Source organism: Methylobacterium sp. A52T, from assembly GCF_053346095.1.
The window spans coordinates 1-7,725 of sequence record NZ_JBKFBI010000203.1 but is presented as its reverse complement, the minus strand read 5'-3'; the positions used below and the strand labels follow the sequence as shown (position 1 = coordinate 7,725).

Below are 7,725 nucleotides of genomic sequence, written 5' to 3'. Positions count from 1 at the left end.
GACGCGTCCGTGTGCGCCGTCGCGGCGGCGCCCGGGCCGGGTGAGCGGGCGGCGGATCCGCCCGCGGCACGCCTCCGCGCGCCGCGCCCGGCCGGTCCGCGGGACGGCGAGCCTCATGGATGCGCTCCCTGTCGCTCCCAGGCGCGGATCCCGCCGGCTGCGGGCGCGCGCGCCGGGGCGACCGCGCCCCCGTGCCCGTCCGGATCGAGCAGGCTGTCGACGATCTCTTGCGCGCGGACCGGCAGGACCGAGAGCAGGGTGTCGCTCAGACCGTGCGAGGTCTCCGAGTAGCCCTGAACGTAGATGCGCGGGACGAAGCCGGGGCGGGTCGGGACGCGGTAGTCGCGCGCCAGGTCCGGCCCGTCGCGGTAGGGCGCGAGCGGTTCGAGGATCGCCGGGTTCGGGTCGCGCGCGTACCCGGTCGCCAGGACGATGCCGTCGTAGCTGCGCTCCGCCTCGACCTCGGCGTAGCGGTCGACGGTCCGCAGCCTGATCCCGCCCGCGTCGCCGACGGCCGAGAGGATCTCGCTGCGCGGCCGCAGGTGCAGGCGCTGCGGCCCGGAGACCTTCTCCCGGTAGACGATGACGTGGAGCGCCTTGAGCAGGTCGGCGTCGATCACCGCGTAGTTCGTGTTGCGGTAGCTGCGCACGATCGCCGCCCGCCGCTCGCTCGGCTGCGCGTACACGAAGTCGGTGCGGTCGGGGTGGAAGATCTCGTTGACGAACGGCGTCGCGTCCGACGGTCGGAGGGCGTGGCCGCGGAAGACGAGATCGACCTGCAGGTGCGGGAAGCGGGCGTGGAGATCGTGGCCGATCTCGGCGGCGCTCTGGCCGCCGCCGATCACCGCCACGCGGGCGCCCGGGCGCGACAGGTCGAGCGGGCTGCCCGGACCGCGCCGGTCGACGTGGTCGAGGTAGCGGCTCGAATGGCAGAGCCGGGGATCGCGCGCCAGGGCGGCGAAGGCGGCGGGCACGTGCGGGGCGCCGCCCACCGCGAGGGCGAGGTCGCGCGTCTGGCGGCGGATCTCGCGGCCCGCGGCGTCGCGGGTGACGACCCACAGGGTCTCGACCGTCCCGTCCGGTCCCAATCCGGGCTCCACCGCGACCGCGGTCTCGCCGTAGTCGCAGCGGTCGGCGAAATGGTCCGCCACCCAGCGGAGATAGTCGTTGAACTCGATCCGGCTGGGATGAAACGTCCCGAGATCGATGAAATCGTGCAGTCGACCCTGGCTGTGCAGGTAGTTCACGAAGGTCAGCGGGCTCGTCGGGTTTCGGAGCGTGACGAGGTCCTTGAGGAACGAGATCTGCATGTCGCTGCCCGGCAGCAGCATGCCGCCGTGCCATCGGAAGTGCGGCTGCCGCTCCAGGAAGCGGTACCGGAGGCCGCGCGCCGCCGGAGTCTCGGCCAGGGCGATCGCCAGGGCGAGGTTCGACGGCCCGAAGCCGACCCCGATGACGTCGCAGAGCGGTGCGGCGCGCGCGGTCATCCGATCGTCTCCTCGTCCGCACGACGGGGTGCGCGGCGATCCTCGCCGCCGCGGCGCACGGGGGCGGCGCCTCCCTCGGGGGAGCCGCGCGTTTCCCCGGCGGGACCGCTCGCAGGCGACCGGAAGCTGGTTCGCGCACACGCCACTGACCGCGTCCCCCGCCAAGCCCCGGACCACAACGTACCCGCCGGCCGCACCCGCCGGCCGCACTGCGTAGCGCGAACCGCCACAGTGATTCAAGGTCTCCGGAAAACACTTCGGACGATCGAGCAGTAATGAATTAAATTAGAACATTTCAAATATGTAGAAGGGCCCTTGAGTCCGGCGATCTTTCGGCCATGTTATGCGCCGACAAGCGAAGTTCATTGATTCATTGGCGAGGCTGGTCGCAGCTTTCACCTGAACGGGATGCATCGATGGCGTTCGATCGCGAAGATACGCTGTTCTACGTGGTGGTGAATCACGAGGAGCAATACTCGATCTGGCCGAGCTACCGCGACATCCCCGACGGGTGGCGCGCCGTGGGCGATCCGCGCGCGAAGGCCGATTGCCTGGCCTACATCGACGAGGTCTGGACCGACATGCGGCCCCTGAGCCTGCGCCGACACATGGAGGCACAGGAGCGGGACGCGGGCGGCGCGCGGGCGTGACCGTGCCGGGACGAATCCGGCTGTTCTGCCTGCCCTACGCGGGGGCGAGCGCCGCGGTTTTCGCGCAGTGGCGCCGCGGCCTGCCCGACGCGGTCGACGTCAGGCCCGTCGAGCTGCCGGGGCGCGGCTCCCGGATCGGCGAGGCGCCCTGCACCGACCCGCGGGCGCTGACGCGGCGCCTCGCGGACGAGGTCGCCGGTTCCGTCACGGGCTCCTACGCGCTGTTCGGGCACAGCCTGGGCGCGCTGCTCGCCTTCGAGCTGGCGCACGAACTCCGCGCCCGCGGGATCGCGGCGCCGCGCGCGCTGTTCGCCTCCGGATGCGCCGGACCGGCGGTGTGCGACGGGGCGTATTTCCGCCGCCCGCGCAGTGACGCGGAGCTGCGCGACGCGCTGTCCGCCTACGGCGCGACGCCGCCGGAGGCGCTGGCCGATCCCGCCCTGATGGCCCTGGTGCTGCCGGTGCTCCGGGCCGATTTCCGGCTGCGCGGCGCCTACACCTACGCGGCGCGGCCGGCGCTGGACTGCCCGATCCAGGCGCTCGGCGGGACGCGGGACGACATCGCCCGCGCCGACCTCGAGGCCTGGGGCCGCGAGACGCGCGGCCCCTTCGACCTCGCGCTGTTCGAGGGCGACCACTTCTTCATCCACGCGCGGCGGGGGCCGGTGCTCGACCTCGTCGGCCGGCGGATCGGCGCGCGGGCCGAGGCCGCGGCCTGAGACGGCCGCGCGCGCCCATCGGCGGCGCGCGGGCCGGCGGCGCGAACGAACGGGATGTCACCATGGAGGACGCCGTGATGGAACTCGTGACCAAGCCCCTGCGGGACGAGGGCCCTCTGCCGCTCCTGGTCACGCCGCCGGAGGGCGCCGCGGGCGCGGCGCTCGCGGACGCGCTGCCGGCGATCCGGGCCGCGGCCGAGGCGCACCTCCACGCCGCGGGCGGCCTGCTGCTCCGCGGCTTCAGCCTCGACGGGCCCGACGCGTTCCGCAGCTTCGCGGCGGGCTTCGGCCACGACCTCCTGAGCTACGAGTTCGGCTCGACGCCCCGCAGCCCCGTGACCCAGGGGGTCTACACCTCGACCGAGTACCCGCCCCACCAGCACATCCCGCTGCACAACGAGCAGGCCTACGCCCGCGACTGGCCGATGAAGATCTGGTTCTACTGCCAGCAGGCGGCGGCCGAGGGGGGCGAGACGCCGCTGGCCGACAGCCGCGCCATCTACCGCGCCGTGCCCGAGCCGATCCGCGCGCGCTTCGCCGAGCGGGGCCTGATGTACGTGCGCAACTACGGCAACGGGCTCGACGTGGCCTGGGAGCAGGTGTTCGGCACGCAGGACCGGGGGGCGGTCGAGGCGTACTGCGCCGGCCACGGGATCACCTGCGAGTGGAAGCCGGACGGCGACCTCCGCACCCGGCAGGTCTGCCAGGGCACCGCCCGCCACCCCGAGACCGGCGAGCCGGTGTGGTTCAACCAGGCCCACCTGTTCCACGTCTCGAACCTCGAGCCGGAGGTGCGCGCGACCCTCCTCGACCTCGTCGACGAGCCGGACCTGCCGCGCAACGTCTACTACGGCGACGGCAGCCCGATCCCCGACGCGGATCTCGACGCGATCCGCGCCGTGCTCGCCGCGCACACCGTCGTCTTCCCCTGGCAGTCCGGCGACGTGGTGATGCTGGACAACATGCTGACCGCCCACGCGCGGACACCCTTCAAGGGCCCGCGCAAGGTCGTGGTGGCGATGGCGCAAGCCGGCCGCGCGCAGTGATGGCGGCGGCGTTCGCCTTCGCGGAGCCCGGGGCCGCGCCAGGGACCGCGCTGTGGCGCGCCCTCGCGCGGGGCGCCCGCGCCCGGCTCGTGCTGGCCGGGGCGGCGAGCCTCGTCGGCGGGATCGCCACGACGGGCCTGATCGTGCTCATCAACGGGGCGCTCCACGCGTCCGAGCCCGCCCGGGCCGACCGGATCGCCGCCTTCGCGGCGACCGCCCTCCTCGCCTGCGCGGCGCTCGTCGTCTCGCGCGCCCTCTTCGCCGATCTCGGGCAGCGCGGGCTGGCCGATCTCCGGTCCGCGATCGCCGCGCGCGTCCAGGCCGCCGCGTTCGCGGATCTCGAGGCGGTGGGGAGCGCCCGGGTGCAGGCGCTGGTGACCGAGGACGCCAACCAGGTCGCCAACTTCCTCACCGCGCTGCCCGTGCTCGTCACCAACTGCGCGGTGGTCGCGGCGACCCTCGCCTATCTCGGCTACCTGTCGTTCCCCCTGTTCCTGGCCTCGGCCCTCACGATCGCCCTGGGGGCCGCGGGCTACTCCGCCTGCTACGGCCGCGTCACGCGGCACCTCGCCCGGGCCGGGGCGGAGCAGGACCGCCTCGTGGGACATTTCCAGGCGCTGCACGGCGGCGCCAAGGAGCTGCGCCTCAACCGGGAGAAGGGGCGCCACTTCCTCGACGCGGTCCTGGCGACCGCGATCGCCCGCGTCGCCGACCATCGCCGGCGCGGCCTCGCCCTCCTGGCGCTGGCGGCGGGCTGGGGCCGCATCCTGTTCCTGGCCCTGATCGGGCTCGCGCTGTTCGTCCCCGGGACCGGCGCGCAGAGCCCGGCGGTGACGACCGGGTACGTCATCGCGCTGCTCTACCTGATGGGGCCGCTCGAGGCGGTGCTGAACACGATGCCGCTCGTCAACCTCGCCCGCGTCGGCGCGCGGCGGATCGAGGCGGCCTTCGCCGAACTGCCGCCCGAGCCGGTCGGCGATCCGGGGACAGGCCCGGCCGCGCCCCGGCGCGACGCCACCGTGACCCTGCGGGGCGTGACCCATCACCGGGCCGATCCGCAGACCGGCGACCGCTTCGACCTCGGCCCGGTCGACCTGACGCTGCGCCCCGGGGAGATCACCTTCCTGGTCGGCGGCAACGGCTCCGGCAAGACCAGCCTCGCCCGGGTGATCGCCGGCCTGCACCCGCCGACCGGCGGGACGCTGTGCCTGGACGGTCGCCCGGTGGCGGGCGCGGCCCTCGCCGGCTACCGCGCGCACGTCGCGGCCGTCTTCTCCGATTTCCACCTGTTCGAGACGCTGCTCGGCCGGCCGGACGCCGCGCGCGAGGCGCGGGCGCGCGCGTGGCTGGCGCGCCTCGGCCTCGACGGCCGCGTCAGCCTCCGGGACGGGGTCTTCTCGACCCGCGATCTCTCGACGGGCCAGCGCAAGCGGCTCGCCCTCCTGGTCGCCTGCCTGGAGGACCGGCCCGTCATGATCTTCGACGAGTGGGCCGCCGACCAGGATCCCGACTCCCGGGCGGCCTTCTACGAGACGCTCCTCCCGGAGCTGGCCGCCGAGGGCCGGACGATCCTCGTCGTCACCCACGACGACCGCTGGTTCGAACGGGCCGACCAGGTCGTGAAGCTCGAGCGCGGCCTCGTGGTGGAGCACCGCGCCGCCCCGCCGCGCGGCCGCCAGGCGGGAGCCGGCGCGTGAGCCTGCACGAGAGCCTGCACGTGAGCCGCGCGCACCGCGCGCCGTCGCCGCACCGGCCCGCGCCGGACGACAGCCTCGTGGCGATCCTGCGGGCGCGGGCGGCCGCCACGCCCGACCGGCTGACCCTGCGCTTCCTCACGGACGGGCGCGCGGTCGGGGCGTCCCTCGACTACGCGGAGCTCGACCGGCGGGTCCGCGCCCTGGCGGCGCGCCTCCAGCGCGACGCCGAGCCCGGCGCGCGGGCGCTCATCGCCCTGCCGAGCGGGCCGGACTACGTCGTGGCGTTCTTCGCCTGCCTCTACGCGGGCCTCGTCGCCGTGCCCTCCTTCCCGCCGGAGACGCGGGATCCGCACCACGCGGCCCGCCTCGCCCTGATGATCGCCGACATGGCACCGCGCCACGTCCTGACCGATCGGGCGAACCGCGAGACCGTGGCGGCGACCTGCGCGGGCAGCTCCGTGGGCGCGATCGTCTGCGTCGACGCGGTCGGCAGCGCCGGGGCGGAGGCGTGGCGGCCGGTCCCGTGCCTGCCCGACACCCTCGCCTTCCTGCAGTACACGTCGGGCTCGACCGCGAATCCCAAGGGCGTCGAGGTCACGCACGGCAACATCGTCGCCAACGCCCGCTGGCTCGCCGAGGCGATCGCGCCCGGCCCGGACGACGTCTTCATCTCCTGGCTGCCCCTCTACCACGACATGGGCCTGATCGCGGGGCTGATCGAGCCGATCTTCGCCGGCGCGCCGCTCGTGCTGATGAGCCCGCAGGCCTTCCTCGCCCGGCCCGCCGCGTGGCTCGAGGCGATCGGCGCGCATGGCGGCACGATCAGCGGCGGCCCGGACTTCGCCTACCGGCTGGCCTGCGAGCGCGTCGGCGCCGCCGCGCTGGCGGGGCTCGACCTCGCCGGGTGGCGCGTCGCCTACAGCGGTGCCGAGCCGATCCGGCCCCGGACCCTCACCCGCTTCGCCGAGCGCTTCGCCCCGGCGGGCTTCGCGCCGACGGCGCTCAGCCCCGCCTACGGCCTCGCCGAGGCGACCCTCCTCGTCGCGGCCAAGCCCCTGGGCACGCCGTGGCGCCGGCTGAGCGTGGCGCCGGCGGCGCTGGCGGCCGGCCGCGCCGTCGCCGACGAGGCCGGGACCGCCCTCGCGAGCAGCGGCCGGCCGGTCCGGCCCGAGCACCTGCGGATCGTCGACCCGCGCTCGGGCCTCCCCTGCCCCGACGGCACGGTCGGCGAGATCTGGCTCAGCGGCCCCTGCGTCGCGCGCGGCTACTGGAACAACCCGGAGGCGACCCGCGCGACCTTCGTGCCCCGCGACGGCGCGACCTGGCTGCGGACCGGGGACCTCGGCTTCCTGGACGGCGGCGAGCTCTACGTCACCGGGCGCGCCAAGGACCTCATCATCCTGCGCGGCCACAACGTCTATCCGCAGGACGTGGAGACGGCGGTCGAGGCGCGCGTGCCGGCCCTCCGCCCGGGACGCGTCGCGGCCTTCGCGGTCGAGGGACCGGCGGGCGAGGCGATCGGGATCGCCGCCGAGATCGGCCGGAGCGCCGCCGCCCGCGCGCCGGAGATCGCCGCCGCGGTCGACGCCGCGCTGGCGGAGGTGCTGGCCGAGCCGGCGGAACTCGTGGCCCTGCTGGCGCCGGGCACCCTGCCCAAGACCACGAGCGGGAAGCTCCGGCGCGGCGCGTGCCGGGACGGCCTCGCGGCCGGCGACCTCACCCCCCTCCACCTCTACCGGCGCCCGCAGGGTGCCCCGTCGCCGGATGAGCCGCCCCGGAGCGCGACGGAGCGCGCCCTCGCGGCGATCTGGTGCGATCTCCTCGGCCTCGACGAGGTGTCGCGCGGGCGCGGCTTCCTGGAGCTCGGCGGCCACTCGCTCCTGGCGATGCGCGCCGTCGACCGCGTCCGCGCCGCCTTCGGGGTCGCCCTGCCGCTGCGCGACCTGTTCGCGGCCCCGACCCTCGCCGACCTCGCGGCGCGGATCGACGCGCTGCCCCGCGACGCGGAGCCGGCGCCCGCGCTCCTGCCGCATGCGGGTCCGCCCCTGCTGTCGCTCGGCCAGCAGCGGCTCTGGCTGGCCGAGCGGCTCGGCGACCCGGCCGGGCGCGGCGCCTACGTCATGGTC

At 75.3% G+C, this 7,725-nt stretch carries 6 protein-coding genes; 5 read left to right on the top strand and 1 reads right to left on the bottom strand.

Features of this window, described 5'->3' with window-relative positions; translation table 11 throughout:
- Positions 1–113 precede the first annotated feature (113 nt).
- A complete protein-coding gene (locus tag ACLBYE_RS28530; protein WP_447696738.1) occupies positions 114–1,487 on the bottom strand; it encodes a lysine N(6)-hydroxylase/L-ornithine N(5)-oxygenase family protein in 1,374 nt (457 codons plus the stop codon).
- 416 nt (positions 1,488–1,903) lie between these two features.
- On the opposite strand from ACLBYE_RS28530, the gene ACLBYE_RS28525 reads away from it, so the two are divergent.
- The 5 genes from ACLBYE_RS28525 to ACLBYE_RS28505 form a co-directional block, all read left to right on the top strand.
- Positions 1,904–2,137, top strand: a complete 234-nt coding sequence (locus ACLBYE_RS28525) for an MbtH family protein (protein WP_020094344.1) — start codon at positions 1,904–1,906, stop codon at positions 2,135–2,137.
- A 2-nt stretch (positions 2,138–2,139) separates the two neighbouring features.
- Positions 2,140–2,856 (top strand): thioesterase II family protein, encoded by a 717-nt coding sequence (locus tag ACLBYE_RS28520; RefSeq protein WP_447696737.1) that lies wholly within the window; start codon positions 2,140–2,142, stop codon positions 2,854–2,856.
- Between the two features lie 62 nt (positions 2,857–2,918).
- Positions 2,919–3,902: a TauD/TfdA family dioxygenase gene (locus ACLBYE_RS28515; protein ID WP_447696736.1), complete on the top strand. Its 984-nt coding sequence runs from the start codon at positions 2,919–2,921 to the stop codon at positions 3,900–3,902.
- Positions 3,902–5,599, top strand: a complete 1,698-nt coding sequence (locus tag ACLBYE_RS28510) for a cyclic peptide export ABC transporter (RefSeq protein WP_447696735.1) — start codon at positions 3,902–3,904, stop codon at positions 5,597–5,599. The genes ACLBYE_RS28515 and ACLBYE_RS28510 overlap by 1 nt, the downstream gene beginning before the upstream one ends.
- A partial coding sequence (locus ACLBYE_RS28505; RefSeq protein WP_447696734.1) for an AMP-binding protein occupies positions 5,596–7,725 on the top strand: 2,130 nt, incomplete at its 3' end. The genes ACLBYE_RS28510 and ACLBYE_RS28505, both read left to right, overlap by 4 nt.

Bases quoted from the DNA above. Each gene is read 5' to 3' on its own strand.
- ACLBYE_RS28515 (WP_447696736.1), top strand. From the start codon at position 2,919: ATGGAGGACGCCGTGATGGAACTCGTGACCAAGCCCCTGCGGGACGAG.
- ACLBYE_RS28525 (WP_020094344.1), top strand. From the start codon at position 1,904: ATGGCGTTCGATCGCGAAGATACGCTGTTCTACGTGGTGGTGAATCAC.
- ACLBYE_RS28530 (WP_447696738.1), bottom strand. From the start codon at position 1,487: ATGACCGCGCGCGCCGCACCGCTCTGCGACGTCATCGGGGTCGGCTTC.
- ACLBYE_RS28510 (WP_447696735.1), top strand. From the start codon at position 3,902: ATGGCGGCGGCGTTCGCCTTCGCGGAGCCCGGGGCCGCGCCAGGGACC.